Annotated in this window: 26 protein-coding genes, 1 other RNA gene and 1 pseudogene; 19 read left to right on the top strand and 9 right to left on the bottom strand. The window is 58.1% G+C overall.

The window, feature by feature from the left end; translation table 11 throughout:
* Positions 1-264 precede the first annotated feature (264 nt).
* From J2S96_RS07460 to J2S96_RS07435, 6 genes and pseudogenes are all read left to right on the top strand, one after another.
* Positions 265-516, top strand: a pseudogene (locus J2S96_RS07460) (CpaF family protein); the annotation flags it as partial.
* Positions 516-1,367, top strand: a complete 852-nt coding sequence (locus J2S96_RS07455) for a type II secretion system F family protein (RefSeq protein ID WP_306861439.1) — start codon at positions 516-518, stop codon at positions 1,365-1,367. The pseudogene J2S96_RS07460 and the gene J2S96_RS07455, both read left to right, overlap by 1 nt.
* Positions 1,364-2,302: a type II secretion system F family protein gene (locus J2S96_RS07450; protein ID WP_306861437.1), complete on the top strand. Its 939-nt coding sequence runs from the start codon at positions 1,364-1,366 to the stop codon at positions 2,300-2,302. The genes J2S96_RS07455 and J2S96_RS07450 overlap by 4 nt, the downstream gene beginning before the upstream one ends.
* Positions 2,302-2,613: a hypothetical protein gene (locus J2S96_RS07445; RefSeq protein ID WP_306861436.1), complete on the top strand. Its 312-nt coding sequence runs from the start codon at positions 2,302-2,304 to the stop codon at positions 2,611-2,613. The genes J2S96_RS07450 and J2S96_RS07445 overlap by 1 nt, the downstream gene beginning before the upstream one ends.
* A 186-nt stretch (positions 2,614-2,799) precedes the next feature.
* A complete protein-coding gene (locus J2S96_RS07440) occupies positions 2,800-3,570 on the top strand; it encodes an Ltp family lipoprotein (RefSeq protein WP_306861758.1) in 771 nt (256 codons plus the stop codon).
* Positions 3,571-3,729: 159 nt separating this feature from the next.
* Entirely contained in the window at positions 3,730-4,134 is a 405-nt protein-coding gene (locus J2S96_RS07435) for a hypothetical protein (protein WP_306861434.1), read from the top strand.
* A gap of 107 nt (positions 4,135-4,241) precedes the next feature.
* On the opposite strand, the gene J2S96_RS07430 is transcribed toward J2S96_RS07435, so the two are convergent.
* Complete coding sequence (locus J2S96_RS07430) at positions 4,242-4,931, bottom strand: hypothetical protein (RefSeq protein WP_306861432.1); 690 nt, start codon at positions 4,929-4,931, stop codon at positions 4,242-4,244.
* Between the two features lie 199 nt (positions 4,932-5,130).
* Positions 5,131-5,469, bottom strand: coding sequence for a hypothetical protein (locus tag J2S96_RS07425; protein WP_306861430.1), 339 nt, complete (start codon positions 5,467-5,469; stop codon positions 5,131-5,133).
* Positions 5,470-6,832: 1,363 nt separating this feature from the next.
* Between J2S96_RS07425 and J2S96_RS07420 the strand changes: the two genes are divergently transcribed.
* Entirely contained in the window at positions 6,833-7,474 is a 642-nt protein-coding gene (locus tag J2S96_RS07420; RefSeq protein ID WP_306861428.1) for a hypothetical protein, read from the top strand.
* 1,497 nt (positions 7,475-8,971) lie between these two features.
* Positions 8,972-9,535 carry a recombinase family protein gene (locus J2S96_RS07415; protein ID WP_306861426.1) on the top strand — a complete coding sequence of 188 codons (564 nt, stop codon included), beginning with the start codon at positions 8,972-8,974 and terminating at the stop codon, positions 9,533-9,535.
* 115 nt (positions 9,536-9,650) lie between these two features.
* Here the strand turns inward: J2S96_RS07415 and J2S96_RS07410 are convergent, their stop codons facing one another.
* From J2S96_RS07410 to J2S96_RS20175, 3 genes are all read right to left on the bottom strand, one after another.
* Positions 9,651-10,304 (bottom strand): hypothetical protein, encoded by a 654-nt coding sequence (locus tag J2S96_RS07410; protein WP_306861424.1) that lies wholly within the window; start codon positions 10,302-10,304, stop codon positions 9,651-9,653.
* A 236-nt stretch (positions 10,305-10,540) separates the two neighbouring features.
* Positions 10,541-11,266 (bottom strand): Ltp family lipoprotein, encoded by a 726-nt coding sequence (locus J2S96_RS07405; RefSeq protein WP_306861422.1) that lies wholly within the window; start codon positions 11,264-11,266, stop codon positions 10,541-10,543.
* A 280-nt stretch (positions 11,267-11,546) separates the two neighbouring features.
* Positions 11,547-12,419: an ARPP-1 family domain-containing protein gene (locus J2S96_RS20175; RefSeq protein ID WP_370873045.1), complete on the bottom strand. Its 873-nt coding sequence runs from the start codon at positions 12,417-12,419 to the stop codon at positions 11,547-11,549.
* 813 nt (positions 12,420-13,232) lie between these two features.
* Here J2S96_RS20175 and J2S96_RS07385 point away from each other — a divergent pair.
* Both J2S96_RS07385 and J2S96_RS07380 read left to right on the top strand, forming a co-directional pair.
* Entirely contained in the window at positions 13,233-13,784 is a 552-nt protein-coding gene (locus J2S96_RS07385; RefSeq protein ID WP_306861415.1) for a restriction endonuclease, read from the top strand.
* Positions 13,781-14,782 carry a hypothetical protein gene (locus tag J2S96_RS07380; protein ID WP_306861413.1) on the top strand — a complete coding sequence of 334 codons (1,002 nt, stop codon included), beginning with the start codon at positions 13,781-13,783 and terminating at the stop codon, positions 14,780-14,782. Before J2S96_RS07385 ends, J2S96_RS07380 begins: the two co-directional genes overlap by 4 nt.
* Positions 14,783-15,079: 297 nt before the next feature.
* Here J2S96_RS07380 and J2S96_RS07375 read toward each other — a convergent pair whose 3' ends face one another.
* From J2S96_RS07375 to J2S96_RS07360, 4 genes are all read right to left on the bottom strand, one after another.
* Positions 15,080-15,487: a hypothetical protein gene (locus J2S96_RS07375; protein WP_306861411.1), complete on the bottom strand. Its 408-nt coding sequence runs from the start codon at positions 15,485-15,487 to the stop codon at positions 15,080-15,082.
* A 258-nt stretch (positions 15,488-15,745) separates the two neighbouring features.
* A complete protein-coding gene (locus tag J2S96_RS07370; RefSeq protein ID WP_306861409.1) occupies positions 15,746-17,143 on the bottom strand; it encodes an AAA family ATPase in 1,398 nt (465 codons plus the stop codon).
* 74 nt (positions 17,144-17,217) lie between these two features.
* Positions 17,218-17,424 (bottom strand): hypothetical protein, encoded by a 207-nt coding sequence (locus tag J2S96_RS07365; RefSeq protein WP_306861408.1) that lies wholly within the window; start codon positions 17,422-17,424, stop codon positions 17,218-17,220.
* 177 nt (positions 17,425-17,601) lie between these two features.
* Positions 17,602-19,083, bottom strand: a complete 1,482-nt coding sequence (locus J2S96_RS07360) for a recombinase family protein (protein ID WP_306861407.1) — start codon at positions 19,081-19,083, stop codon at positions 17,602-17,604.
* A 195-nt stretch (positions 19,084-19,278) separates the two neighbouring features.
* Between J2S96_RS07360 and J2S96_RS07355 the strand changes: the two genes are divergently transcribed.
* From J2S96_RS07355 to ssrA, 9 genes are all read left to right on the top strand, one after another.
* Positions 19,279-19,680, top strand: coding sequence for a TadE family protein (locus J2S96_RS07355; RefSeq protein WP_306861756.1), 402 nt, complete (start codon positions 19,279-19,281; stop codon positions 19,678-19,680).
* Positions 19,661-20,143 carry a hypothetical protein gene (locus J2S96_RS07350; RefSeq protein WP_306861404.1) on the top strand — a complete coding sequence of 161 codons (483 nt, stop codon included), beginning with the start codon at positions 19,661-19,663 and terminating at the stop codon, positions 20,141-20,143. The genes J2S96_RS07355 and J2S96_RS07350 overlap by 20 nt, the downstream gene beginning before the upstream one ends.
* A gap of 65 nt (positions 20,144-20,208) precedes the next feature.
* Entirely contained in the window at positions 20,209-20,619 is a 411-nt protein-coding gene (locus J2S96_RS07345; protein ID WP_306861401.1) for a hypothetical protein, read from the top strand.
* A gap of 66 nt (positions 20,620-20,685) precedes the next feature.
* Complete coding sequence (gene prfB / locus J2S96_RS07340) at positions 20,686-21,801, top strand: peptide chain release factor 2 (protein ID WP_306861399.1); 1,116 nt, start codon at positions 20,686-20,688, stop codon at positions 21,799-21,801.
* Between the two features lie 163 nt (positions 21,802-21,964).
* Positions 21,965-22,729, top strand: coding sequence for a cell division ATP-binding protein FtsE (gene ftsE / locus J2S96_RS07335; RefSeq protein WP_306861397.1), 765 nt, complete (start codon positions 21,965-21,967; stop codon positions 22,727-22,729).
* Positions 22,726-23,640: a permease-like cell division protein FtsX gene (gene ftsX, locus J2S96_RS07330; RefSeq protein ID WP_306861394.1), complete on the top strand. Its 915-nt coding sequence runs from the start codon at positions 22,726-22,728 to the stop codon at positions 23,638-23,640. Before ftsE ends, ftsX begins: the two co-directional genes overlap by 4 nt.
* Positions 23,641-23,642: 2 nt before the next feature.
* On the top strand, positions 23,643-25,070 hold the full coding sequence (locus tag J2S96_RS07325) for a peptidoglycan DD-metalloendopeptidase family protein (RefSeq protein ID WP_370873039.1): 1,428 nt from the start codon (positions 23,643-23,645) through the stop codon (positions 25,068-25,070).
* Between the two features lie 65 nt (positions 25,071-25,135).
* Positions 25,136-25,606 (top strand): SsrA-binding protein SmpB, encoded by a 471-nt coding sequence (smpB, locus tag J2S96_RS07320; RefSeq protein WP_028264808.1) that lies wholly within the window; start codon positions 25,136-25,138, stop codon positions 25,604-25,606.
* Between the two features lie 150 nt (positions 25,607-25,756).
* Positions 25,757-26,125: a transfer-messenger RNA gene (gene ssrA, locus J2S96_RS07315) on the top strand.
* Positions 26,126-26,377: the final 252 nt, after the last annotated feature.

Raw genomic sequence — 26,377 nt, 5'->3', positions numbered from 1 at the left:
TCGGTGAAGTCATCCGGGTTGGCAGGCTCAAATCCTAGTGGGGGCGTGAGAGCTTGCCTACTGCGGTCCTTCCGGGATTGGCTGCGAACTTCCCCAGTGTTCATGGTTAGACCTTCCAGTTAGTGTGTCCGATTTGGTGCGATTGGCCTGCCAGAGGTGCGGGACATGCCGACAAACTGCGCATGCTTACCGGCGAACTTCGCCTTGAGCTCTTACGGGTCTGTATTTACCGTCGATTCATGCTGTGCTTCGACATTAAGCGCAAGTGCCTTCGTGGTTCCAACAGTCGCATCCTGCATCGATCTCGTGGTCCATTGCAGCCGCCACGCGGACGGACGCCGTCAGGTCACCGAGATCCTTTCATTGGGTCGACGCGTGGAGAACGGCATCATCGAGTCGTCCAAGGTGTTCGCGATCCAGGACGGCAGGCTCCAACCCATTTCGAATTCCATGCCCGCCACCGAGAAATTTGCCCGGGCTGGTTTTGATGTCGCCGCGCTCCTGGAGCACTGCTGATGGCGGCCGTGCTGGGCGTTCTCTTCGGGCTTGGCGTGTTCCTCGTGTGGTGGTCTACTTGGGAGCAGCCGCTCGAAGCCAAGGAACCCAGACCGAAACGTCTTGAGTCCTTGTTGCTCACGGCAGGGATCGAAAAGGTCAGTGGTGGAGGATTCATCGCTTCGTGCCTCGGGTTGGGACTTTTCACCACACTGGCGATCTACATCGCCACAGCGTCCTTTTCGATCGCAGCGTGCTTCGGCCTGTTTGGTGCGTGGCTTCCCTTGGCCATTGTCAGCTGGCGGGCGCGCAAACGGACCACCATGCTCAGGGAGCTCTGGCCCGACGTGGTCGACCATTTGCGCTCGGCAATCCGCGCGGGACTCTCGCTTCCCGAGGCGCTTGTCCAGCTCGGTGACAAGGGCCCCGATGAACTGCGGTCCCTCTTCCGCGAGTTTGGTGCGGATTACCGTTCCGGCGGCAATTTCGATTCAGCGTTGAGCAAGCTGAAGGAGCGCTTGGCCGATCCCGTCGCCGACCGGATCATCGAGGCGCTCAGACTGACCCGCGACGTCGGCGGATCCGATCTCGGCCGGCTTCTGGGAACTCTCGCCGAGTTCCTTCGTGAGAGCGCGAGGACCCGCAGCGAGCTTGAGGCACGACAGTCATGGACCATCAATGGAGCGCGGCTGGCCGTTGCCGCCCCGTGGATCGTCCTGATGCTGCTGGCCAGCAGGCCTGAAGCTGTTGCGGCCTACAACTCCCCGGCCGGAGTCAGCTTGCTGGGAGGCGGATTGCTGGTATCGGGCCTCTGCTACTGGATCATGCTGCGCATCGGCGCCCTTCCTGAAGACGAAAGGGTGCTCCGATGATGGCACTGACCGCTCCGACTGTGTTCTGCGGATTACTCCTGGGCGCCGGATTGTGGCTCATCCTCGTCCGCATGCCAATTATGCGGGCCACTTCCTTTGCGGAGCGCATCGACCCGCAACTCAGGTCCCAGAACCTTGAATCGCGTTTGCTGTCCGCACCGCAGGACATCGCCCCGTTCGGCCCTCTGGAACGCATTCTGCGGCCGGTCTTCCGGGACGCCGTCAGCTATCTGGCGAAGTTCAACCTCGGGACCACTTCGCTCAACAAAAGGCTCGCGAAGGCCGGCTGTGGAAAGTCCGCGATCGACTTCCGCGCAGAGCAGCTCCTCTGGGCGGCAGCGGGCTTTGCCGCGGCGGTTGTCGTGGTGGTCTTGAGTGCAGCCGGAGGACGCTTCAGTCCCGGGCTTGCGGTCGTCTGGGTCTTGGTTTGTTCGCTCGGCGGGTTTCTCTTCCGCGACTACATGCTGCGCGTGCGGATCAAACGGCGGGAAAGCCGGATGCTTGCGGAATTCCCCAGTGTTGCCGAACTGATGGCGCTCGCGGTAGGGGCGGGGGAGAGCGCCAGCGGTGCCCTCGATCGAGTGTGTCGCACGGCCCGCGGCGAATTGGCGAGGGAGTTTGCCTCGGTACTGGCCGCCACGCGGGCCGGCACGCCCTTGGTCGAAGCCTTGCACGAATTTTCAGGACGCACCGACCTCGGTCCGCTTGTCCGATTCGTGGATGGAATTGTCGTTGCCGTCGAACGCGGCACTCCATTGGCCGATGTCTTGCGGGCGCAAGCCGCGGACGTCCGCGATTCAGCCAAGCGGGAGCTGATGGAAGCCGCCGGCCGCAAGGAAATCGCCATGATGGTGCCGCTGGTGTTCGGAGTCCTGCCCCTCACCGTGATCTTTGCCGTCTATCCGGGCTTGGCCGCGCTGGATCTTGGCTTCTGATGACGATCACCGACGAGCGCATTCACTTCGATCACCTGGACATTCGCTCGAATGCCAAATCCAAGGAACTGCGCGGATATCCGCAACGGATGCCTGCACGCCGAATAGGGAAAACGAAATGGGGAAAACGAAATGGGCAAAATAAACAAGCGTGGACGACGAGGCTGGCCCGTCTTGGGACTTTTGCTGTGGCAAGCCTGCACTGTTCTGTCGTCCGGATCAGCGCTTGGAACGGCCCCGCACCGAAGCTCGGTCCTCGCCGACGATCATCCCGAGCGGGGCGACGTCCCCGGCTGACCAAGGATATTTAGATACCCACGTCAGCGCCCAATGTGGCGGCGGGGGTCAAAAGGCCCGGCGCCCCGGGAGTCCCCGGATGGCGAGTGCGTGTCACCGGAGTAGGAACCCTCACGCACGCGATATCGTTAGGCCATCGCATCGCATCGCGTCAGAATATTTAAGTTGGGGGACCCTTGAAACGCTACATCTCTGCCGTCGTGGCATCTGCAGTCATCCTGGGGCTCACTGGCTGTGGGGGAGGGCCTCCCCAAGCATCACAATCGTCCCAGTCGACTAGACCGTCCCCAACGCACACAAAGATCTCCCGCGCTGTCCCTGACGTGGCGGGAAAGTCGTACCCTGATGCTCGTAGATCCCTTACGGACGTGGGCTTCTTTGTCACCGTTGTCGGCAAGGACGGAAAGAAGTGGTCTATCCTCCCGGACGGCTCCGCGCGGGTCGTCTCAACGCAACCAGCTTCCGGGACTGTCACTGACACCGGGGATATTCAGATTACGGTCGACCGCTCCGAAGGTGATCAGCAAGCCGCTGACAAGGCCATCGCTGACAAGGCCGAAGCCGACAGGGCCGCCGCCAACAAGGCCGCCGCTGACAAAGCAGCGGCCGACAAAGCGACAGCTGACAAGGCCGCCGCTGACAAGGCTGCAGCGGAGCAGCGCGCCGCTGCAGCTGCGGCTGGGACGGCCAGTCAACAGAACGCACTGAGGACAGCTGCTCAATACCTCAATTATTCCGCCTTCTCGCGGACCGGCCTGATCGGGCAACTGGAGTACGAGAAGTATTCGACCGAGGATGCGACTTGGGCCGTGGATCGTGTGACAGTCGACTGGAACGTGCAGGCAGCCAAAAGCGCCAAGGAGTACCTCAAATTCACCGCCTTCTCTCGCGGCGGGCTGGTCGACCAACTGATTTACGAGGGCTTCACCCCGGAGCAGGCCGAATACGGAGCGAGCCAGACGGGTCTCTGACGGTCAGGATCAGTTCCAGTTGTTACCAAGCATTCCAATCGCAACGCGTTATGATCCCACTAATTCACGCAGTCACAAGCCCGTGGCCACGCGTTTTAATACCAGCCTCAATGTGCGATTCGAATCGTATCGATCGCCTAAAATCCAAACTAGGGAAAAATGAGAACAGATGTATTCGCTGTCGTCCTGGCGGCTTCAGCTTTGGCTTTGGCTGGCTGCGGGGCATCCGCGGCCCCCGAAGCCGCTTCAACAACGACTTCCTCTTCGCCGACGGCCACTCCTACCCCCGTTCCCAGCACCATTACGGTGTCAGAGAAAGCGACCTGTACGCAGCTGATCGGGCCGGCCGAAGACGGGCCACTCATAAAGTACGTTGTCGGCATTACTACCGGTAACGCGTCAGACAGCGTTGGAATGGCCAAGGTCGCAGCCGCTCGCGACGACATCAAAGAGATCGCCAAGCGGGCCGACCCTGAGATCAAGAACCTAATTACGGCGCTCTTCTCGACCGACGTGAACGACTTCAAGGCCGCGGGAACAGACCTTCTCACTCGCTGCAAATAACCTCCAGCAGCGCGGGCTGCCGCGTCCGATGAGCGAGGCACCCAGTGCGCCGCCTAAGAGGGGTATCCAGAATTCCATGGGCTAAAAGTACATAACAAGGACACTCGTCAGGCGAGTTCTTCATCCAACACGATCTCAGGTTCTTCTTTTTCCACGTCTTCCTCGGGGGAACGGATCAGAGCACGGTTTCCGGAGTTCAAACCTTCGTCATCGGGCGTGTGCGTTCCTATGTCTTTGCGGACTTCTTCCACGAACAGGATCAACACACTGGAAAAGCGCATGTTCAACTCCAGCTGTCGGGTGAAAGCCCTACCTATGCGTGCATGCCTTCGCCTCATTGCAGCCTCGGACTCCGAAGGATCATCGTCATCGTCGGCAAAATATTCGAGGTGGGTTTGGCGGTGGTGAGCATAGAGAGATGTGAGGGCATTGTCGAGGTCGCGGGCAGTGTATCTGACCGAGGGCGAACCGAGGATCTTGACTTTGCCTCGTTCGACGATCAATTCTTTTGGATTAGTCTGAGGCGCGGTTCGAAAGTTCAGCGTGTCAAGCGAGGCATGCAACGACTGAGCCTTCAACATGAAGTCTGTATACGCCTGCAGTTTCTGGTCCCTTAGCCATATCTCTCGGTCCCGCTCCTGGCTTAGCCTCCATTGCTCAAACTGGGCAGAACGGGTTGAGTTGAGGGTGTCTTTGGTGTTCTTTCGATTGATTGCCGCGGTTACACCGGCCCCGCCTAGTCCGGCGACGATGGCCGTACCAGCAGTAATTAGCAATCGGATAGTCTCCGCGTCCATAGGGACAAGATACACAGAAGACCCTTCCATTTCTGGAAGGGTCTTCGATGCTCGGTCTACTATTCGCGCGGCCAAGCTCCGTGCTCTGCGCTATAGACCTCCCAGCAGCTGTGTTGCGGGTTGGTTAGCCTAGGGTCTGGATGCCATCTTCGCTCACCATCAGTCGGCGTCGATGCGGCTTGACTGTCATCTCGAACCATCATTCACCCCCCGTGAGTGGTAGCGAACCTACTACATTGAGTGCATCGAATTTGATCTTTGGGAGCCCAAGGTCTTGTCTCATGGCATTGGTCAGGACCTTGTGTACCGCATGCATTTGGTTCAGGATTGCTTCGATTGCTTCGATTGCTTCTAGGGCCTTAGGGACGATAAGTGGCTTGACGTCTTCTATGCTGAGGCGTTCCAATTCTTCTTCCCCAATCGAATCTGCAATTTTCTGCGGAAGATCGTGCATAAGACCGCTCAGCTTCTTTGTTAGGTTGATCATGTCTACCGCGTGGTGCAATACCTCGCCGCTCCCTACCAGCATGATGTTCATATATGCCCTCGTCCTTGAGGCGTCATAGCTTTCTTGCTCCGTGTGCTCTTTGACAAGAAGCAAGGAAAGTCCCCATAGACATAGGATTCAAGTCATGGAGAAAACTTGTGTATACCTTGATTTTCTCGGTTCGAGTCCATTGCTCATGTTCTGTCGTCTTGCCAAGCTTCGACCCCAGCCAGCTACCAACAAGCGCAAACCCAGCGGTTGCGAGCGGCAGGAGTAGCCACCACCATTGACCCTGCTTTATCAACTCGTCCATGCCCAAAACCTACAGGATAGGCCCTGCCACAGGAGAAGGATCGTCGGGGAGCCAGGAGGGTTGGCTGCGGTTGCCGCTATTCTCAATTCGTTCCCCGCATTTCTGCGTCGCAGTGCGCTTGCTCCGTGACAGATTCTGCAAAAAAATACACAGCATACACAGTTGTCAACCGTGGCTGCATGACTCCGGCGGCGACCATTCCAAGACTCTGGGTCTTCGGCACATATGATCTAGGTGCTGGCTTCGAGCCGGTTTTCTACTGCCTGACTGCCGCTGGGGAGAATGATGAGACGTCTGAAAGTGCCGGGCGGAACCACGAGTTTCATACTGGGTGCGGGGTTTTCCAAGGCTGTTAGCAGCCACATGCCGATTACAGACGAGCTGGGCGCTGACTGCGTGCGTAGAGACCCCGATGTGTTGGGCAAAGCTGTCGGACCAGGGGGACAAGCCCGTCCGAACTTTGAAGTTTGGCTTTCTCGCCGCGCTGAGGATCAGCCTTATCGAACTACCGCCGAAAATCTGGCGGCACGTGCGATTTTCGCCGGCGCAGTTCCAATAATTGCTGACAGTCTAAATGAGCGTCAAATGCAGGTTCTGTCTGAACCTGCGCCAGTGTGGCTGCGGCGCCTTGTGTATCTGTGGCATTCGGAGAGATCGCCGGTCATCACCTTTAACTATGACTGCCTTGTTGAGTGCGTCGTTGATACGTACCGACTTCCGGCGTTGGACGACCGAGGCGGAGTGCCGTGGGCATCGGTGCTGCGTTTCGTGCCCAAGCCAGCGACGCCGGAATCCAGTGGAGAAATGCAGGGGCGAGCGCCGTGGGAGACCTTTCGACTTCACAAATTGCATGGATCTTTGAATTGGTTCTGGACTGCCGGTGATATGTCAGGAGCCACAATTCAGCGGGGTCGCTTACCTGGTTCATACGGCGAAGCGAAGCCTGTTTCGGAATCTGAGCGAAGTTGGCGACATCCTGGCAGGGAGACGTTCATTGTCCCTCCTTCTGCTTTGAAGTCTAGTTACTATGGCAATCCTGTTACCAGGGAGATATGGTCGAGTGCTCACAGCTCACTTCGACGATCTTCCAAGGTCGTGCTCATGGGATATTCGCTTCCTATGACAGATCTTTCCACTGCCGGCCTTGTTGCGTCCGCTGTAGAGACGGGACGTATATCCTCAATCGATATTGTTGATCGAAATCCCGATGCCGTATGGGCGAATTTGAAACAGATCGCCGAAATCCCCGACAGCGCCGTCCGACTATTCGGTGGGGACAAGGCTATTGAGAAGTTTGCAGGGGCAGAGTGGCGGGAATACTGCTGGGAGGTAGCAGCATACTTGGAGGTACTCGCGTCTGATGGCCATTCGGCTGTCCGCGGCATTCTCGTGTACTGGGATGGGCTTCAGGTTGCGGCTGCCGTGTCGACCGTCCGGACTGGCGACGTGCTTTCGGTGGTTATCGATCCACCAGGGCAACAATGGGACGTGACCAGCCCCGAGCGTTCTCCAGATATTCCTTCGGGGAAAGGCTTGGAGCGCTTGCTGTCCCTACAAGAATTCCGGGACGGGCTTTCAGGAGCACATATGGTGGAAGTGCGGTCTCCTACGGGAGCGACCAGCCCCGTGCTTGACGCTAACTACGTTGACATGACTGCGGAGAAGACGGGGCATGGTGTTTGGATGGTTTTAAAGTGTCCTGCGCTGGAACCGCCGGTCATGATTCCCGAGCAATCGAATTAGGTCTAACTGTTGCTGGGCAGCGAGAACAACTATGGGAAGCCAAGATTGACTGCCGATTCCTTCAAGTTTAACGGTCGAGGCATTTCGACTTATTGACAAATCCGGAAAAACGGCGTCCAATTGCTGACTCCCAAAGCTAGATGGAAGAAACCTTCGGGTCTAGCAAATGATCCAACGACGAGACTGATCAAGAACCTGGACTAGGTTCTTGAGGATTCACAATTACGTCAGGCGACACAAACCAGTCCGAGGCTGGAATTTTAAGTGGCCCACTCCACGTTCTCAAGATTAAGTTCCGCAGTAGAAACACTGACCGATCGTCTGGCTTTGTGGGTTTTTCGGGATCGTCCTTATTCTTGATTAAAGGTGGCCAATTCTTCGTGTACGACTCCATTGCCCCTAGCAAATGTTCTCGTTTACGGGCTTCGTCGAATCCGAAGGTCCCCTCGGAGAGCAGCCAGTCCGCCATCGCTATGATGTTCGCAATTTCATGAGCCTGCCCACGATTGCCAGCATGAAGAAGAAGATATACGAGCTGGCTATATAACAACTGGCCCACGGCTGGAGTGTATTTGGCCCACCGTCTCCGCGGCAGTCTACTACTCAGAACTGTGAGGGCTGCGATACCGGCCGTGCGTTCCTGGGACCCGCCCACTAGGTGTGTCAGGGCGGACACGACCAATTCGTTCTCCCGTTGGCGGCGGTTACCCCATGCGGTAACAGACACACTGGAAATCGTGGCAACAACCACACCCAGTAAAGCGATCCAAGCCGCTTCCACGGAGATATTCATAGTGGATGATCCCTCGCATCTTCAACGTAGTCAACGGGATGCCTAAGCTAAGTGACTGCAGCGCTGGATGAGGTTGCACGGCACCGGATCCTGCGTCTCAGGCATGGACGTTCTTGGGTGCAGCCTATGGCTTTCACTACTCTGACCAGACTGGAAACTTTTCGATTGCCGTCCCAGAGGTCGGAAACCATGCCGAGAAAGGTCATCGCCCACGAGCACTTCGATACGGACCTCCTGAAGATGTGCTGGTTGTTTGGCGCCCTATCGCCGAGCCCCTGCCGGCCTTCCAGATTAACCAGGCGGACGGCATCACGCCGAGATGCACTATCGGCCGAAGGACTTTCCGGCGCTCGCCCGGGGCATACTCGAGGCCGCCCGTCTGGACCCTGCAACGGCGCGCGACGAAACATCAACCGCTTAGTGGGGGGCGCTTATCAGTTCAGATGGCGGTTACCAGTGATTCGCTGGTTCTTTCTTCGCACCCAATCTGGGATACCGACCCGAAGTCGACGGACATTGTGGATCGCGGTCCAGAGGCTCAGGAATCAAGCGGTCATCGTCCTGCCATCTCATATACGATGGTTAATTGAGAATTTCAGGCCTGGAGTTTTTCGATTATGCGTTGGGCTTGTATTTGGATAATTGACAATATCAAAACTCGTATCATAACCTATTCATAGATGATAGCTTTTTGAGACGAGAATGTGAGAGAAATTGTGGCAGTTATTGGTTATGCCCGTGTCAGTACGCAGGATCAAAATCTTCAACTCCAGCTCGATGCCCTGAAGGGAGCTGGTGCCGTCAAGATTTTTGAGGACCAGGGAATGAGCGGCGCAAAGGCGGAAAGGCCAGCTCTTCGGAAATTGCTGGAGCACGTGCGGGAAGGCGATGAAGTTGTAGTTTGGAAGCTGGATCGAATCGCGCGAAATACTCGGAATTTGCTTGACCTGGTAGATGAGTTCAAAGACTTAGGAGTCACCTTCCGCTCAGTGACTGACGGAATTGACACCACGGGCCCGATGGGCAAAGCGATGATTACCATCATGGGAGCCTTGGCAGAGTTGGAACGGGACCAGATCGTTGAGAGAACCAAGGCGGGACTCGAATCGGCGAGGGAGCGCGGTCGTCTGGGCGGACGACCCCGCAAAGCAACGGACGCGAAGATGACTCTTTGCAAAAAGATGTTCGCCGAGGGCCACCCTTCGAAGGAGATAGCCCAGGTACTTGGCCTGAGCAGGGCAACGGTTTACAGGTACGTGCAGGTCTAGGTCCCGGACAAACGTATGGCGTTGAAAGCCGCAGTTAGTGGCGTGGGTCTAAACGAGCCGAGGTGCTCAGAAATGGGCGGCTCGGACGCCGTCAGGCGCCAGCGTTTGGCAGCTATTACTTGCCCGACATATACTTCCAAACCGCTGAATCGAGGGCTCTGGGAGTGCAGCCAAGCCTTGCAGCAGCGGCAATGTACATGTCACTTAATTGCTCATACACCATGTCGTCCACACCTGCGGCGGACGCGAATGCAATCAAATGGCTATCAATCGCCACGCGCTCTTCTATGCCTACGAGCATCGCAAGATAGTCCACGGTCTTGTTCTTTACGCCCGATATGGACCTCAGGCGGGCGATCAACGGCTCGGATTTGGCCGGATCTGTGTAGGCAGCGTACAGGTCCTGGGTTGTCTCGATGCCAAGTTCCTGCAATGCGGCAGCTAGATTTTCTATAATGGCCAGTTTTTTCCGGCCTTTCCAATTAAGAACCGAAGGTAGGTCCCCTCCGCCCAGGCGCTGAACGAAGCCTGAGGTGGTGTCGGCGTCCGGCCAAGCCTGCCTCAGCGCACGGACTCTTGGTAGCACGACGTTCTTGTACCCAATGCCGGCCTGTAGTGAGGCGTCGGTGATTACTGCTCCCATGTGGGACCATTCGTCACCCACAAGAAGGGGAGTTATTCCTTCTTGACGGATGTATTGGAGAAGTAGCTGAATATCGGTTTCAGAAGGGCGCGCCGGATACACGGTAGCAACAGAAGAAATTGTCATGGAACCTTTATATCTAAAAATCAGTGACCATGGGCATAGACCTGCCCGAACTCATGCAGCCATTCAATAACGGAGGAGCCTAGCATCCCGGGTCCGACATTGAGACGCAAAGAGCCTCCGAGAAGAAGAGTTCAATTTCGGTTCTTCTCGGAGGCCCGGTAAGCACTACGCGTTCCGATTTTCGATTGTTTGCAAAGATGCGGTGCGATCGTTAGTTATATGCAGGAGGCTGGCGGTTACTTCAGCCCTACCTGATCGGCCGCGTATCCGGCCTGCGCATCGGTGAACTGGTTGCCGGCAGCGCTGGTTAGCTGGGCGATCAGGCTCTGGCGTGAGAAGCCCATGCCCGAGGACATGTAACCCTTCGCCGCCTTGACGGCCTCCGCATTCCAGTCCGCACCAGAGTTGGCGACAGCGGCCTCAGCCTGCGGCGCCGTGAATTCGTTACCGGCACTCGATGTGAGCTGCTTGGTAAGCGAAGCCTGGGAGAAGCCCATACCGGAGGCCAGATACCCTTTCGCCGCTTTGAGGGCCTGTCCGTTCCAGTCTGCACCGGAGTGATCGACAGCCCACTGAGCGTCGGCCTGCGCGAACCCATTGCCAGCACTCGACGTGAGTTGCTTGATAAGCGAAGCCTGCGAGAAGCCGATACCTGAATCCAGGTAGCCCTTTGCTGCGGCCAGGGCCTGAAGCTGGGCAGCGGTCCCGCTCGGTGCAGCGGGTCCAGCGGCTTGTGCACTCGCCGCCGAGGTGGCCCCAGCGCTCGTCGCTGCGGAGTCCTTCTTGCCGGAGTTAGCAGCGATCACGATGATTATGATGACCAAAAGAATCAGTGGGAAAAGGAAGCGCTTCTTTTTGAACCACGGACGGGACGCCTTGCGGTGGGCTTTGTCAGCTGCTGCTTGGGCTTTGGCGTTTCTCTTGGCACTCTTCTTATCGATTTGAGTGTTGATTTCTGTCATTGCGGATCCTGTCTAGATTGCTACTTGAATGCGAGAGGAGGTCTTGTCCCTGAGAAAAAGACTCCTGGGCTGCACCCCAAGTTCATTTCGTCTGACACGATCCCCCAACTAAGACTTGACGATAGTGGCCGGTGTGGCACGTGGCAAATACTACGGGTTATAGAGTTTCGTGTCGGAAGAGAGTTATTTTTCTGTGGAATGCCGTTATCGTCTGGGCGCCTCGAGAGCCCTGAATGTGCGCGGTTCTGGGGCATCACGGGGACCTGACTCGGGACCAACGTCAGATAGAAGCCATACGGGGATGCTTCATGTTCCAGACGGACAAGTGAGCGAACTGCGGCGTTCGATTCCGGATCGCGACTCTGATTCCGGTAACCGTCTGGCAACCGTTCTGGGCAGAGAAAGACTCGCTCTTGAGCGTCTCGTGGTCACGGACCGTAAAAACGTTGTCGCCAAATGGCGCGATCCTAAGATCGCCCAGGGTCGCTGCCAGCTGTCGGACCTCTTGGGCTGGCGTGGCAGCCTCTGGCACAGTGGCGAAGAGCTGGAGATCCATGGCAACCGCGTCGGCCAACTGACCGTAGTGCCGCAAGAATAGCGAGTGTGTCCCAAATACTTCGATCATCAAAGCTTCTCCTTCAAGCCCAAGGATGACTCCGCGCTGACCTTCGAGTGGGAGTGGCAGGCGGAACTGTTGCGGGATCGTCCTATTTCGGCTGGCGTTCAGAAGCTCCACCAAGGAGCCTGTTGGGGATGATCCGCTGACACCCTGATGTCGAGAAATGCGCTCCCATATCCGCCCCTGACGGTTGCCCTTCGCCGGAGTGTGGAGCTCTGCCCTGACGCTGAGAGGAGCGCGGCGGGCAGTGCGGCTGTGAGAGCTGCTGCCACCCCATCGTCCCTGCTCAATGCAAAAGGTTTCTACTTCCCGGCGTTCCCCGACCCCAAGGATGACATCGGCTGCACAGACCCGGTGTTGGTGACCCCCTTCCAAGAGCTCGCCTTCCACCAGTAGTGCAGGCTTGGAGCCGTGATTGCTGATGCTGAGCTTGCCGACTTGGGGGCCCGACGCAAGCTCTGTCACTTCAAGCTGGCTGCCGGTTCCCGTGCTGATCCCGAGCTGACCACTTGCATTGGTCCATACCGGAAAGATGGTCAGGGAGCCGAGCTGCGTGCCGGCACCGATGTGGAGTTGAGGGATTGTCATGTGCTGCCTTTCACGGGAAGCGGTGTTGTAAAAATTGCAAAATGTTCAAACGGGACGTATTTCTCGATATTTCTTTCAAAATAGCTGTTTTGTGAATCCGCAAATTCTCCGCATAAACATTTATAACATAAATTGATGCGATATGCCCTATTTAATTGCATTAATCTATTTAGCTCTTTTAAATGCTTCGCGTTCGCCGTTGCAAGTTTTGTAAAAATCGGGTGTCGTTCCGCCGCAGTTCGCCTTCCTCCCGCGGGTAGCCCGAACGCCCATTGGTCGAAATTCAGTGAGGGCGCGCGGTGAGTCATGGGATTCCAGGCAGGTAGTTCCTAGACGGTGGCAGTGGAGATTGGAACCCATAGAGATTTGAATGGTATTCACTTCAAGTGTTCAAAGGTTTGGGCTCAACCGCTGTGGGGTGCCCGTTGATTTGTCTCTATCGCCGACTCCATCGCGGCTGATAATCAAGTACCATCCTGAGGAAGGCGGCAGATCATGCAGACACTCAGGACAGGCCTGATGCCTACTCGACCATGCCGCAGCGCCTAACTGATCGTCTCGACTAACTGATCGTCTTAAGCAAAAGGGTGTAACTGGCTGACTTTATCTGTTGCCAGAACCAAGACGGAGGCATTCTAGGGCTAGACTGGCGCGCAGGTTACAGTGAATGACTTGATCCCCGGAGGTTATTGAATGGCGTCGAGAAGATCCCGAGGCCGGAAGCGGAGTAAAGCCGACCAGAGCCTACTCGGAGGGCTCGTGGTCATTATTGGAGTCATCCTTTTCGTCGCTTGGGTTAGTAACAACCCCGAGGGGGCAGGAATGCTCGGCATCCTCATCCTGATCTTGGCGTTTGCGGTAGGCGGTCTCTGGTATTGGCGGCGCAGGAAGAGGATCGAGCGCGCTCGATTTCACGCTCGCAACCTCGGCGAGCTACTAGTCTTAACCCCGACTCAGTTCGAGCACGCGATCGGTGCACTATTAACCTCGCTGGGCTATAGGGAAGTCAAAGTCTCTGGTAAGGCTGGCGACCTCATGGCCGATATAACCTGCCAGAACTCACAGGGTCTTCTGGTCGTTTGCCAATGTAAGCGCTGGGGGCCAGGGCATTCAGTAGGTACTCCCGAGGTTCAGGCGTTTATTGGAATGAGGCACGCGCATTACGGTGCGGCCGAGGGCATCTTTGTCACAACGTCTTCGTTCACTGCACCTGCACGTGCCCTGGCGAAGCAGCATGGGGTTACTCTGATGGACGGAACCACGCTCACCACCTACATGCAGCAGCTGGTGCACTCGAAGAGTCCCCAATGAGGAGAGTTATCGTCGCCGCGTCGTTGGTCTTGTTGTTGGCCGGCTGTGGATCGAGCGGCCGAAGTGCTGACGGCGGTAATTCGGGCCTCGCGTCGCGGGGGTACCTATCCAAATCGGCCAATGGGGCAGCGTTCATCCAGCTGACTGTTACAGGCCAGAGCTTAAGTGGAACACTTGATGTTGCCGGTCTGAACGGTCCAGATGTCAAGACACAACACGGATCGTTCACAGGGTCTGAGAACGGCCAAAGCCTGACACTCACCTTTGCCCAGGGACTCGGCTTTTCAACCAACATGAGCGGTTCCGTCACTAACGACGGTTTGACGCTGAATTTCCCGCGATCCGATGGTGCAATTGAGAACATGGCCTTCGCTCCGTCAGACACGGGCGTATATAACGCTGCTGTCCAGCAACTACAGACATCGGCCAACGATACAAGGGCGTCTCAAGCTGCGGCAGCTCGGCAGGTGCAACTCAACGCCGCCGTGAGTCGTGCTGCGCAGGCTACTAATGGAGATCTGGATCAACTACAGAAAGCCTCGGGCTTTGGAGATAACTCTCCTGCCAATGCTCTGCAAAAGCAGCAAACCGACCTTGCGACCATGCGTACAGATGAGGGCAAGGCTAAGGCAGAGTCCGACAAGTACGCGCGTTGTTCGGGCGCATATACGGCTCAATCTGACGCGTACACGGTTCAGTCTGACTTCTACACCGTTCAGTCGAACCAGTATTCTGCTACATCTATAGCATCGACCCTGCAAACCGACATCGATACGCTCAGTAGCGACTTCGGGAGCCTTCAAGCGGCACTCCAAGCGTACCCAGGGTACACGGGGACCGTTCCTACAAAACAGCAAGTCAGCGCAGCTATTGCCCCTGTCCAGCAGGCGATCAACGACAACGTCACCGCGTCGAAGGACGGGTTGGCCACGGCAAAATCAGTGTCGGATGCGGCTATGGCTGAGGCAGATGCGTTCGTCAAACAATCTTGCGGGTAACCTGCCCACAAACGTTGCCGCGCTCGAAGATGAAGTCCCAGTACGAAGTGCGCGAGGCGCGGTCGAGGGGCGTGTTCGATAGGGGTTCCCGTGGTACTTGAAACGCTTGGTACTTGGAACCCATGGAACTAGGAAGCTTGGAACCATTCGTCGGGAAATCGACGGTTCGCCGATTGGGTCCCCCGCATACTCTGAGTTATGGAGTCCAAACGCACTGAGGCAACCCTTGCCGTGCCCCTTTCGCCCTCTGAAGGGTTGCCGGATGGCCGCCAACTGCGTCTCGGGGGGGGGGGGGGGTTATAACGCGCCCTTGTAGTAACGGACAACCTGCTTGACTTCGTTGTTGACCATGAACTGGTCTGTCACGTACTGCCAATCCCCGCCGCCACGGTGGAACTCCCCTGCGCAGGAGCAGGTGCATTCATCCCGCTTAGCGGCCTGGCAAGCCGCCGTGCAGATGACTTTTTCCGAGTACTGACGTACGAGCCACACTCCGGCGTATCGGCGCTGTAGGGCGACTGTGAGGGCTTCCTGCTTGGTCTTGGTGATCTGCCACCAGACGAGGCCGGTGTTAGGGTCTCGCCTCCAATCGGACTTGATTCCCAGTTCCTCCTTGAGCCAGCTCCGAACCCACTTCCCACCGTCGGGGAAGTGGACGTCTAGCTTCTGGCGGTCGAGCATGTTGTATATCGTTGCTTCTCGCATGATGCGATCCTTTGTTAGCGGTTACTTGGATCGTCATTGCGTCAGTACGTCTTATGTCGTTATGCGATGGGTAATGGTTGGAAGGATTGGTTATTGGTTGGGGCTAAAGCCCCCCCAACCAAACCAACCATCCATCTACATGCCCGGTTCTATGGTTGGGGAATGGTTGGATGTATGGTTGCCAACCATGCAAACCTCTAGATCTAGGGAAGTTGAGGCATTGAGGCTTCTATGGTTGGACTATGGTTGGATCCTGCCCTAGTCAATGGCCGGCGCTTCCGGAGCCGCGGCAAAGGGGGTCAACCCGACCATCGTCTTACGGCCCTCCTTGGTCTGAGTGAGGTGGCCGGAGGCGGCCATCCATGCCAAGGCATCCTTGAACACCTTTGTATTGCGGTCGATGTCCACAGCCTCGGAGAGCGCACGGATCGAGAGCGGGCCTTCAGCGAGTGCGCCGATGATGGAGCGTTGCATCTCGGGGGTTGGGGTCTTGACTGCGAGCTCTGCGTGTGCCGCTGCGTATTTGCCGAGCGGAATGCAGACAGCCCCTTCCGAGTCCAAATCCGGAAGCTTTGCGATCCCGGAGATTTCATAGCTGATCGTGTCCTGGGGCACGGGACGGCCCTTAACTTTGATCCATTCGAGCTTGGCTTTGCCGGACTTTTCGCCGATGCTGCTGAGCTTGGCCTGCGCGTCTGCTTTGCCCATCATGCCGGATGCTCCACGCGCCTTGTTGCCATCGTGGCCTGTGTGGTGGACAACAATGGCCATGAAGCCGTAAGTGTCACCAAGCCGCTTGACCTGACGGAGGATACCCACCATTTCAGTGTTGGAGTTCTCATCGACGCCGGGAGCAAGATCGATCTGTGTATCGAAAACAACGAGTGTCGGGGACAGCCCCTTGTCCGTCACCTCCTTGAAGAGGCGTTCCCATGAATCCGCATGGTCGACCTCCGGTTCATCGTCCCTGCGACGCTTGGTCTCGATGGACAAGAACACGTTGTCGCCCTCGCCGCCGTCGAGGAACTGAAGACCGGCAAGCTGCGAAGGGTCAACGTCGGAGTGGTACTTGAGCCACGCATCCACGTGCACGGACAGGGCGGCTCCACCTTCAGCGGCTACGTAGAGGGCATCCTGAGGTGCGCCATTGTTGTTGAGCTGGTATCCCTGCCATTCCGGAAGACCTGCGCACCACGACATGACCAGGTCAAGGACTAGGAGTGTCTTGCCGGTGTATGAGGCACCATAGATCTGAAATAGACCGGTGCCGTGCACCTTATCCTGAACAATCCACCGGATCTCAGGAGTCTTCATCATGTCAGCAACGGATTTGAGGCGGTTCGGGTTCTCGTTCCAGTATTCCATTTCCTTGATCTGGCGCCGCTCTTCAGCACGGTCCTCCGGAGAGAGTTCCGGCGTGTACTCCTCAACGAAGTCGACGCCGGAGAAACGGAGCTCACCCTTCCACTCGTAGTAGCAGGGGAGGCCCTGATTGCGTAGCGCCACGGCTGCGGCCATGCGGGAGTTGTCGTTCTTCCCGGCTACGGTCGTGATGACATGGCCAGCTTTTTCCCAGTCCTCGGAAGTGACGGAAGCCAACCAAGGATCATTCTGGACAAATCGGCTCTTGAGTGATTCGAAATCAGACAACTTCATGATTACTTTCTGATAAAATAGTAGTGATTACTTTCCGAATTCCCCGGTGGACCAACACCGGGGAATTTGCTTTTCTAGGCCTTGGCTTCCGGGTCGTCGGCCTCTAGACGTGTAACGAGCGCTTCGGCCTCCAGTATGGAGAGGAGTACCGCTCTGCGTTCCTTCTCGTGCTTGTGCGGGAGGTCGTCGTAGCGGTTGCGGCGCATGGTTAGCGACTGGCGGGAGCGTTCAAGGGCTGAGCGGGTGGAACCGCGCGGGCGGCCTATTGGCGTGTTTGACATATGTGTATCCTTAGATGTAAAATGCCCCATGCATTGTTATATGCCTATCCTACCATTGAAAAAACGAGCCCTGCGTTGACTTCTCATGATGTGGGGTATAAGCTGCGCTTTTCATGAAATGGGATCAAAAAAAACCCGCCAGTAGGCTGACGGGTGTTATTCTTTTGAGTTGCTGGATCAATGCAGCGTCAAAAATTCTGCCTCCGCTTCGGCCCAACGATCGACCAACTTCCGGCCCAGCGGAGTGTAAATGTAGCTGATGCGTTGTGCATCGAAGCGCTTTCCCTGTCCAGCGCGCTCGATGGTCACGCGCTCGAACAGTGTCTTCAGGAGGTCTCGGCGCTGCCCAATGGATACCGAACGCCAGCCGCAAAGATGCCGCTCGGTCATGTCCGTGGAGCGGTCGACAGTGGTATCTGGAAGCTGAAAGATAGAAACCTTCATGTCGCGATTGAGTCTGAGGATTTCATCATCCATGGCAGTCATCCGCTGGCGGTGGGCTTCCTCATTCTTGGCGATGATCGAGGGCCTTAGTCCGGCAACGGCAGCTTCGCCCACCCATTTGTCATGCTCGGATTCGGCGACGCGCTTTTCACTCATCAGAGCGGCTAGCGCATTTGATGCTTCCTCCGCTTCCTGCCTGCTGTCGTCATGGTGCATCAGGAGATCCAGAGCATGGAGGCTGACGGCATCTTCAAACGGCGGTGCGGCTACGGACTGATGCTTGACCGTTGGGCACCTGTAGAGCCTGGGACTCCCCGGGCCTCCGCGCTGTCCCGTGTTCATGCCACGGTCACAGTCGATGCAGCGTGCGATATTAGTCAGAAGGTGTATGTCGGAGCGTGTTCCCGAGACTCCGCGCTTACCGGAGCGATTCTTTACGATGAGGGTCTGGATCTGGTTGAAGGTGTCTTCGTCCAAAAGAGGGGTCCATCCCTTCAACTCGTATAGCTCTCCCTCATAGGCTTGGTAGCCGAAGAGCCGGGGGCGCGTGAAGAAGTTCAGGACTGTGCCGGAAGTCCACATCTTTCCGCCCTGCTTGCCGGTTGCGGGGGTCAGCAGACCGGCAGCGTTCCAGATCTCAGCTGTCTTAAAGAAGGTCTGCTTCTCCTCGGCAAGCCGTTTGGCGGCCTCCCGTATGGCCTCGGCCTCAGCCGGTACCCATTCTCCAGTGCGCTTCTGACCAAAGGGACGGATGCTGCCCCGGTATTTTCCGGCCTTGGCGTCGCGGAGGGTGGCGAGCTTTTGGCGCTCTGCCTTCTTGCGGCCTTCCGCACTGTCTACGGCTGTCCGGATGACCGTAAGCATTTCAGAGTCCGCGCTGGAGAAGTCCAGTCTTCCGCCATCGCACATGTGGCCGGTGATGCCAGCGGCCTTGATGCGTAGGGTATCCATGAGGCTACGGCTTAAGCGGTCCTGTTTGAAGGCGACGACGACGGCGGGTGCGTCCTCGATCATCTTTTCAAAAGCTGGCCTCTCGGCTCCGGTGGTGGCACTGATCGAGTTATCTTGGTAGATCTCGCCCAAAATCCATCCCTGAGCGCTGATGTAGCGCTTGCATGCCTCGATCTGGGACTTGACGCTAGAGCCTTCCTCGGAAGTGCCCTGGCGCTTGTCTTGGCTGAGTCTGGCGTATATCGCTGCAGTCGTAGTTGACATGACCATACCTTAGCCCAGATGGGTATCTAAATATCCCTGCCTGGGTCATGATTACCCTGATGTCCGCCGCACTTGTCGCTGGCCTGCTTGCGCTGGCCGGACCAGCGCTTGAGGGCCTTTTCAACCAGGCAATGAGCAAGGTCGGAAAGTAAGCCCATGCCGTTCCGTGGCCGGGGAGCGGGTGATGACGGTGGCATGATTGCCGGCCCCGACGATGAACGGGGCTCCGCCGATGAACAGGGCTCCGCCGTCGTGGATTTTGTGCTGGTGGGCGGCCTCTTGACGGTGTTCTTCCTCGCTGTCATTCAACTGACTCTTGTGTTGCACGTGCGCAATACCCTCATTGACGCGGCCTCGTCCGGAGCCCGCTACGGCACTCTCGCCGACCGGACACCGGCCGATGCGCGTGAGCGCACCGCAGACCTGATCAGAACGGCGCTGAACGCAGACTTTGCACGGGACGTCTCGACGTCGGAGGCCAGTTTCCAAGGAATCCGCACCTTGGAAGTGGCAGTCCGGGCCCCCTTGCCGGTCATCGGGTTGATAGGAACCGGTGCAGCGCTGGAGGTGAGGGGGCATGCCGCGATTTCCGGTTGATTTTGGTGGTGCGCTTGTCCGCTTCAGGGAGGCCACCTCCGAACAGGCCGCCTCCGAAAAGGGAAGTGCAGTGGTCGAGTTCATCATGCTCTCCCTCCTGCTCATGGCTCCCTTGGTCTATTTCATCGTCACGATCGGACAAATCCAGGGTGGTTCCTTCGCCGTCGTGGGGGCCGCGGACCAAGCCGCCAAGGTCTATGTCATGCAAAAGGACACATCACAGGGACGCGTCGCTGCTGAACAGGCCGCTCTTCTGACCCTGGCCGACTATGGCCACGCCGCGGAGCAGGCAATTGTGGACATCGCCTGCGACCGCGGGGATTGCTTGTCTGGAGGGGCTGCGGTCACTGTTACGGTCAAGCTCACGGTGCCGTTGCCGATGGTGCCTTTTGGAGAGGCTCTGAGCCTGGATGCTGCGAACCTGAGCGCGTCGGCCACACAAATCGCGGGACGGTTCCGATGACATGCCTTCCTCCGATGGCGGGCGCACCGCAGACGCGTGGGACGGACAAGGAAGGCGGCCAGTTGATGGTCTTGACCATCGGCTACGTGGTGATCGCATTTTTGCTGGCCACGGTCGTCGCCGCGGTCTCCGCCATCTACATCGAACACAAGAAGCTCCTCTCCATGGCGGATGGAGCTTCGGTGGCAGCCGCGGATAGCTATTCCCTTGGCCAGGTGGAAAGCGGTGCTGGAACCCCGTCTGCGGTCCTGGACAGCGAGCGGGTTCGCAGTGTTGCCGAGTCATACCTCAGCCAAAACGGCGCCCATTCACGGTTCGATCAACTGGCCGTCGCACGGGGGACCGGCAGTCCGGACAGCGCCACGGCGGAAGTGGTGCTGAGCGCGGTCGCCCATCCGCCCGTGGTCAGCTTCCTGTTGCCCGTTGGCGTTCCGATCGAGGCCCGTTCCACTGCGCGGTCCCGGCTCATCCGCTAGTTACCATGCGTCATACGTCCAAACCCGTGCCGAGGCGACCAATGGATGGCGTACTCTGGAACAACCATGGCTCAGATTGACTTTCCCGCAGAAATCCGCGCACTTCGCGCCATCTACCGCTCCATCGAACAGGTTTCCGATGTCGAGAAGCTCAAGGAAGAGATCGCAGAACTGAGCGAGCGGGCCGGTGAACCGAACCTCTGGGACGATCCGGCCTCTGCCCAGGTGATTACCTCCAAGTTGTCCCACCGCCAGTCAGCACTCGAACGGTTGAACCGGCTGACGGACCGCATCGACGATCTTGAGGTCCTGGTCGAGCTCGGCCAGGACGAGGACGACGACGCCTCCATGGTGGAAGCCGCCACGGAACTCGACTCCATCCGCAAGGCACTCAAAGAACTTGAAGTGGTGACCTTGCTCTCGGGCGAATACGACGAACGCGAAGCCGTTGTCACGATTCGAGCGGGCGCCGGCGGTGTGGATGCTGCGGACTTCGCCGAAATGCTCATGCGCATGTACCTGCGGTGGGCGGAACGCCATGGATACCCGACCACCGTCATGGACACTTCGTACGCTGAAGAGGCCGGTCTTAAGTCAGCTACGTTCGAGGTCAAGGCGCCTTATGCGTTCGGTACCCTCAGTGTCGAAGCCGGGACGCACCGGCTTGTCCGAATCAGCCCCTTCGACAACCAGGGCCGCCGGCAAACGTCCTTTGCCGCCGTCGAGGTCATCCCGCTTATTGAGCAGACCGACTCGATCGACATCCCGGACAATGAGATCCGCGTCGATGTCTTCCGGTCTTCCGGTCCTGGCGGGCAATCCGTCAACACTACGGACTCCGCCGTACGGCTGACCCACATCCCCTCGGGGATTGTGGTGTCCATGCAGAATGAGAAGTCCCAGCTGCAGAACCGCGCAGCGGCAATGCGCGTCCTCCAATCGCGGCTCCTCCTCCTGAAAAAGGAGCAGGAAGACGCTGAGAAGAAGGCACTCGCGGGTGACGTGAAGGCATCGTGGGGGGACCAGATGCGTTCGTATGTGCTCAATCCTTACCAGATGGTCAAGGACTTGCGCACCGAGCACGAAGTGGGCAACACCTCAGCGGTGTTCGACGGCGACATCGACGACTTCATCGACGCCGGCATCCGCTGGCGCACGGGCAACCGCAACGCCGAAGGGTGACGGCGCCTTCCCTGATTGGGCGACACACCGTCCCAAGCCCGGGATTCCGTCGCGGAGCGTGCGTATAGTCGAAGAGCCGGCGCTCAACCTCCCCCAACGAAAGCCCGTGCGCTGGCGGTTGGACTGGCCGAACGTGGCATGTCCGGCGGGGTTCTGAAGAGTCATGATCCGATTTGAGAATGTCACCAAGGTTTACGACGCCAATGCCCGTCCTGCGCTGGATGCTGTCAACCTTGAGATTGACCGTGGAGAATTCACCTTCCTCGTCGGGGCCTCGGGCTCCGGCAAGTCGACGTTTCTACGACTCATTCTGAAGGAAGACCGGGCGACATCCGGTTCGGTCTACGTCGCAGGCCAGAACGTAGCCAATATCTCCAGCTGGCGAGTGCCCAAGCTTCGCCGCGGAATCGGCGTCGTTTTCCAAGACTTCCGCTTGTTGCCACAGAAGAATGTCTTCGCCAACGTTGCCTTCGCCATGCAGGTGATCGGCAAGAGCCGCAGCATCATCCGGGAGACAGTCCCGGAAGTGCTGAAGACTGTCGGGCTTGAGGGCAAGGAACGCCGCATGCCGCATGAGCTGTCCGGTGGTGAGCAGCAGCGCGTGGCCATCGCCCGCGCCGTCGTCAACCGCCCCGGGATCCTCCTTGCGGACGAACCCACCGGAAACCTGGACCCCATTACCTCGATGGGCATCATGGGCGTACTCGACAAGATCAACCAGAACGGCACCACCGTGGTCATGGCAACGCACGACGACGACATTGTGAACGAGATGCGCAAGCGCGTGGTGGAGCTCCGGAACGGAGTTGTGGTCCGTGATGAGGCGCGTGCCCTCTACACCTCAATGATTCCGGTGGTCGGGGAGTCCCGGCGAATGAAGGACGCGAGCGATGCGGAAATCGACCGCGCACAGGGGGTCCAGCAGTGAGGCTTGCTTTTATCCTGGGCGAAATCGGCAGCGGCCTGCGCCGGAACCTGTCCATGGTTATTTCCGTGGTCCTGGTGACCTTTGTTTCCCTCACCTTTGTTGGCGCGGCCGGCATGCTGCAAATGCAGATCAACCAGATGAAGGGGTACTGGTACGACAAAGTCCAGGTTGCCATCTTCCTCTGCAGCGACTCCTCGACGTCGACAGGATGTGCTTCAGGCGCGGTCACGAAGGAGCAGCAGGCCAACCTGGCCAAGATGCTCGACTCGCCGGCAGTCAAGCAGTACATCAACGATTACCAATTCGAATCACAAGCCGATGCGTTCAAACACTTCAAGGAGCAGTTCTCCAACTCTCCGATTGTTGACTCTGTAACCCAGGACCAGCTTCCTTCGTCCTTCCGGATCAACATGAAGGACCCCCAGAAGTACCAGATCATCAGTGAGACTTTCTCGTCCCAGCCCGGCGTGGAATCGGTCAGCGACCAGCGCCAGGTCCTTGAACGGATCTTTGAGTGGATGAACGGCGCTTCCGTGGCGGCGATGGTGGTCGCGGGTGTCATGATCTTCTGCGCAGTCCTGCTCATCACCACAACCATCAGGCTGTCCGCGTTCAGCAGGCGACGGGAAACAGGAATCATGCGCCTGGTTGGAGCATCGAAGACAGTCATCCAATTGCCGTTCATCCTCGAAGGCGTCATCGCCGCCGTCGTGGGTGCGGTCCTGGCCTCCGGTACACTGTGGCTGGTGGCGCAGTTCTGGCTCAACGGAGACTTGTCGCAGCAGTTCCTGAACACTCCGTTTATTTCTTCGACCCAGGTCCTCGTTATCGCTCCGGTCCTCATAGCATTGGGCGGCGGCCTGGCTGGGATCTCCTCGCTTCTGACCCTCCGCCGATATCTCAAGGTGTAGCCATGAAGACCACTGATCCCGAGCGAACAGGACAGCCGATGCCCCGGATGCACCAGGCTGCCTTGCAGCTGCGCACGGTGAGTGGCCGTGCCAAGGTTACCGGCTCCGTGATTGCCATCGCGCTGGCTGCGAGCCTTGGAACAGCGTCCGTGGCGCACGCGGATAACCTCGATGACCAGCAAGCCGCCCTTAACGCCGAATCGGCGCGTGTGCAGCAGTCGTTGGAATTCGTTGACGCCAACATCGCCAAGGCGGCCGGTGACCTCGTGGTCTACCAAGGACAGCTTCCGGGTGCCCAACAGGCGCTCCTCGACGCCCAAGGCAAGGTCGCCACCGCGGTGAAGGACGCTGACGCCCTGGCTGCCCGCGTTGATCTGGCCCAGCAGAGCAAAGCCCAGATCACACAGCAGCTGGAAAACGACAAGCAGAAGGTCACCGACACCAAGAAGCTCATCGGCCAGATTGCGGCGCAGGCTTATAAATCCGGTGGCGTTCCCACGAACGTTGCCTTGCTGTTCGGATCGAACGACGGCGGCAACCTCACGGAAACAATGGACCTGGCCAACCAGGCGATGCGTAGCCAGAACGCCACGATGACAAAGCTGACGCAGCAGAGTGCCATGAACGTGAACTCCCAAGCCCGGCTCGCCGCCGTCGAACAGGAGATCCGCGACCTCAAGGCGAAAGCGGACGCTGCACTTGAGCGCGAAAAGGCAGCCCGCGATGATGCCGCTGCCAAGAAGGCGCAGGTCGACAAGCTTATTTCCGACACGACCCGGCTCAATAGCCAGCTACAGGCGGCCAAACCCGGGATCCAGACTCAGCTTGCGCAGGTGAAGGCCCAACAGGATGCAGTCGCCGCGGACATCGCCGAACGGGACCGCAAGCTTCGCGAGGCGTGGTTGGCTGAACAGCAGCGTCTGGCCGCGGCCGCTGCAGCAGCCGCGCAGGCACAGGGCCAGGCAGCGCCGCAACCTTTCGTCCCGCCGGCGAGCAACCCGCGCGGCAACTTCGGCCTGATTCACCCGGTACCCGCGAATATCCCGATCACCTCAGGCTTCGGTTGGCGCGCGACACCGCCGGGAACCATCGATTTCTACGGCCAGGGCGGCTACATGCATACGGGCATTGACTTCGGTGCCCCCTGTGGAACGCCCGTGTACGCAGCCGCTGCCGGCACTGTATTTTCGGCAGGCTGGGGGAACGATGGCGGTGGCAACCGTGTCAAGATCTCGCACGGAGTCATCAACGGAGATACCCTGACCACGATTTACTACCACAACACCAGCGTGGTGGTTTCTTCCGGACAGCAGGTAAGCCAGGGTCAGCTCATTGCATATTCGGGCACCACAGGTAACTCCACCGGTTGCCACGTGCACTTTGAAACTTGGGTGAATGGCCAGGCTGTTGACCCGATGAACCTTCTGTAGTCCGCACCAGAAGGGTTCTGCTGGCGTAGACTAGTGTGATTCTTCGACAACCAAGGAGTTCTACCGTGCCCAAGGAAAGTGGCCGTAAGGTAGTGGCCACCAATCGCAAGGCTCGGCATGACTACCACATATTGGATACCTATGAGGCTGGCATTGCCCTCATGGGAACGGAAGTAAAGTCCCTGCGCGAAGGCCATGCGTCGATGGTCGATGGGTTCTGCACTTTCTACAACGACGAGTTGTGGATGGAGGGCATCCATATCCCTGAGTACAACCAGGGGAGCTGGACGAACCATGCCGCGCGCCGCCGTCGGAAGCTGTTGCTACACCGCGAGGAACTCAACAAGATCTCCGGCAAGATCCGCGAAACCGGGTTGACGGTGGTTCCCCTGCAGCTTTACTTCCTGGATGGACGAGCCAAGGTGGAGATTGCGTTGGCTCGAGGCAAGAAGGATTATGACAAGCGGCAGACCTTGCGCGAACAGCAGGACAAGCGCGAATCGCTGCGTGAACTGCGCGAGCGCAACAGGCGCTGAGTTTCGCGAAGCGCACCTCCACGTGCAGCGGCCGCCGGATCGTGTCCAGGAATGTTTGGGTGCCGCGATGCGTTATGATGATTAACCCGGCAGGTTTTGGGCGGTTGCTTTCGAGTGATCGTCGTTCTGCAGGGATTGATAACAAAATACGGGGATGATCGGTTTCGACGATGTTAGTCGCGACAGGTGAAGCGGGCCGAGGATGCAGAATTATCTCGTAAACGCTGTCTGCAAACCAATAAGTGCCAACTCTAAGCGCACTGACTTCGCTCTTGCTGCCTAAGCAGTAAGACAGTCCGTCAGCCCGAGGTTGCTATCGCCCCGGATCCTGGCGTCATTTAGATAGCCACTGCTGTTTGCCTTCGTCATCGAGGCAAGCGGGACTCTTAGATGACTGGGCCCGGATCAGCTACTTGTTCGCAGGATAGCTGGGGCCGAGAAAATCCGACGCGAACTGCGCCCGGAGAAGCCCTGACAACACGACATCGGACGGGGGTTCAATTCCCCCCATCTCCACTTTTTGTGATGAGTCGATACATCCTTCACGGATGAGGCGGGTCATCGGTGACACCCCGGTCTTCGGACCGGGGTGTTTTCGTTGCCCGGGCTGGTGGCCCTGTGCAACGGTTCGCTGTGCAACGGTTCGCTGGTCCAGGCGTGGGCGGTCTCAGCGGTTCGGGCTCCGGGCGGCCGGCTCGCCGTCCGAGCTGGCGACGCCGTCAGGAGGGCTTCCGGGGTGCCCGTCGCGATGTTTGGCAACGGGGTTGCGAT

The organism is Arthrobacter bambusae (genome assembly GCF_030812595.1).
In the GTDB taxonomy this organism is placed as follows: domain Bacteria; phylum Actinomycetota; class Actinomycetes; order Actinomycetales; family Micrococcaceae; genus Arthrobacter; species Arthrobacter bambusae_B.
The sequence above is the reverse complement of the archived record's forward strand: the minus strand, read 5'-3'. Positions and strand labels throughout refer to the sequence as shown.

Coding starts and splice junctions, on each gene's coding strand:
- J2S96_RS07455 (WP_306861439.1), top strand. CDS start 516: ATGGCGGCCGTGCTGGGCGTTCTCTTCGGGCTTGGCGTGTTCCTCGTG.
- J2S96_RS07450 (WP_306861437.1), top strand. CDS start 1,364: ATGATGGCACTGACCGCTCCGACTGTGTTCTGCGGATTACTCCTGGGC.
- J2S96_RS07445 (WP_306861436.1), top strand. CDS start 2,302: ATGACGATCACCGACGAGCGCATTCACTTCGATCACCTGGACATTCGC.
- J2S96_RS07435 (WP_306861434.1), top strand. CDS start 3,730: ATGAGAACAGATGTATTCGCTGTCGTCCTGGCGGCTTCAGCTTTGGCT.
- J2S96_RS07430 (WP_306861432.1), bottom strand. CDS start 4,931: ATGGACGCGGAGACTATCCGATTGCTAATTACTGCTGGTACGGCCATC.
- J2S96_RS07425 (WP_306861430.1), bottom strand. CDS start 5,469: ATGAACATCATGCTGGTAGGGAGCGGCGAGGTATTGCACCACGCGGTA.
- J2S96_RS07420 (WP_306861428.1), top strand. CDS start 6,833: ATGGGATATTCGCTTCCTATGACAGATCTTTCCACTGCCGGCCTTGTT.
- J2S96_RS07410 (WP_306861424.1), bottom strand. CDS start 10,304: ATGACAATTTCTTCTGTTGCTACCGTGTATCCGGCGCGCCCTTCTGAA.
- J2S96_RS07405 (WP_306861422.1), bottom strand. CDS start 11,266: ATGACAGAAATCAACACTCAAATCGATAAGAAGAGTGCCAAGAGAAAC.
- J2S96_RS07380 (WP_306861413.1), top strand. CDS start 13,781: ATGAGGAGAGTTATCGTCGCCGCGTCGTTGGTCTTGTTGTTGGCCGGC.
- J2S96_RS07375 (WP_306861411.1), bottom strand. CDS start 15,487: ATGCGAGAAGCAACGATATACAACATGCTCGACCGCCAGAAGCTAGAC.
- J2S96_RS07370 (WP_306861409.1), bottom strand. CDS start 17,143: ATGAAGTTGTCTGATTTCGAATCACTCAAGAGCCGATTTGTCCAGAAT.
- J2S96_RS07365 (WP_306861408.1), bottom strand. CDS start 17,424: ATGTCAAACACGCCAATAGGCCGCCCGCGCGGTTCCACCCGCTCAGCC.
- J2S96_RS07360 (WP_306861407.1), bottom strand. CDS start 19,083: ATGTCAACTACGACTGCAGCGATATACGCCAGACTCAGCCAAGACAAG.
- J2S96_RS07355 (WP_306861756.1), top strand. CDS start 19,279: ATGATTGCCGGCCCCGACGATGAACGGGGCTCCGCCGATGAACAGGGC.
- J2S96_RS07350 (WP_306861404.1), top strand. CDS start 19,661: ATGCCGCGATTTCCGGTTGATTTTGGTGGTGCGCTTGTCCGCTTCAGG.
- J2S96_RS07345 (WP_306861401.1), top strand. CDS start 20,209: ATGGTCTTGACCATCGGCTACGTGGTGATCGCATTTTTGCTGGCCACG.
- prfB (WP_306861399.1), top strand. CDS start 20,686: ATGGCTCAGATTGACTTTCCCGCAGAAATCCGCGCACTTCGCGCCATC.
- ftsE (WP_306861397.1), top strand. CDS start 21,965: ATGATCCGATTTGAGAATGTCACCAAGGTTTACGACGCCAATGCCCGT.
- J2S96_RS07325 (WP_370873039.1), top strand. CDS start 23,643: ATGAAGACCACTGATCCCGAGCGAACAGGACAGCCGATGCCCCGGATG.